The organism is Methylobacterium nonmethylotrophicum (assembly GCF_004745635.1).
Taxonomy (GTDB): Bacteria; Pseudomonadota; Alphaproteobacteria; order Rhizobiales; family Beijerinckiaceae; genus Methylobacterium; species Methylobacterium nonmethylotrophicum.
Window position 1 is genome coordinate 82501 of record NZ_SRLB01000028.1, and the last position, 1326, is coordinate 83826.

Below are 1326 nucleotides of genomic sequence, written 5' to 3' on the forward strand. Positions count from 1 at the left end.
GGTTTGATTGGCCTTTCACCCCTAGCCACACGTCATCCAAGACCTTTTCAACGGGCACTGGTTCGGACCTCCAGTGCGTGTTACCGCACCTTCATCCTGCGCATGGCTAGATCACCTGGTTTCGGGTCTAGAGCCACGAACTGGAAGCGATCCCGAGGGATCGCCAAAACGCCCTGTTCAGACTCGCTTTCGCTGCGCCTTCGCCTACCGGCTTAAGCTTGCTCGTAACTCTAAGTCGCTGACCCATTATACAAAAGGTACGCGGTCACCCAGAACGGATCTTGGGCTCCCACTGTTTGTAAGCATCCGGTTTCAGGAACTGTTTCACTCCCCTCGTCGGGGTGCTTTTCACCTTTCCCTCACGGTACTGGTTCGCTATCGGTCGCTGAGGAGTACTTAGGCTTGGAGGGTGGTCCCCCCATCTTCAGACAGGATTTCACGTGTCCCGCCTTACTCGTGTCCTGGCAATCGCCTGTCCCGTACGGGGCTGTCACCCATCTCGCCGGCCATTCCAGGCCGTTCCGGTAAGCGTCATGCCAGGCGCTGGCCTGGTCCGCGTTCGCTCGCCACTACTGACGGAGTCTCGTTGATGTCCTTTCCTCCGGGTACTGAGATGTTTCAGTTCCCCGGGTTCGCTTCAAACCCCTATGGATTCAGGGCCTGATACCTTCATGAACCATCGTAGCCTGGAAGCAGGTCGCCCTGTCTCCACGATACGGTGGCGGAAGGTGGGTTTCCCCATTCGGAGATCCCTGGATCAAAGCTCGTTCGCAGCTCCCCAAGGCTTATCGCAGCGTACCACGTCCTTCATCGCCTCTCAGCGCCAAGGCATCCACCAGATGCTCTTAAGGCACTTGATCGCTCTCATGATCGGTGTCCGGTGTGAGCCACAGCCGCACAGGCTGTCGCTCACGACCATCCACGGTCACGATAAAGACCGGCAGCCACCGCTTTCGCAGCAGCTGCCTTATGCTTGCCGAACGCACCCGGGCCGGCCGCTTTCGCGCTGGCCTGGGCACATTCCCTCTTCACGATGTCAGATATCCGCAGCCACCCGCTGAACGCGTCGATGGTGCGAAGCTCCTTGATCCGGACGACCCTCGACCCTGCTGCTTTCAGCGGGGGAGGGTGGTGGAGCTGGACGGGATCGAACCGACGACCTCATGCTTGCAAAGCACGCGCTCTCCCGACTGAGCTACAGCCCCGTGGGGCGCCGCTCGTGGCGAGAGGCCGTCACCTGATCCTGGTGGGCCTGGGACGACTCGAACGTCCGACCTCACCCTTATCAGGGGTGCGCTCTAACCACCTGAGCTACAGGCCCGTCGC

Annotated in this window: 2 tRNA genes and 1 rRNA gene (1 of these 3 only partly in view); all 3 read right to left on the reverse strand. The window is 60.1% G+C overall.

Annotated features, from left to right (window positions below):
• Positions 1–860: ribosomal RNA gene (locus tag EU555_RS27800) — 23S ribosomal RNA — on the reverse strand; it reaches 1960 nt to the left of the window's first position.
• A gap of 269 nt (positions 861–1129) precedes the next feature.
• Positions 1130–1205: transfer RNA gene (locus EU555_RS27805), tRNA-Ala, on the reverse strand.
• A 39-nt stretch (positions 1206–1244) separates the two neighbouring features.
• Positions 1245–1321, reverse strand: a tRNA-Ile gene (locus EU555_RS27810).
• Positions 1322–1326: the final 5 nt, after the last annotated feature.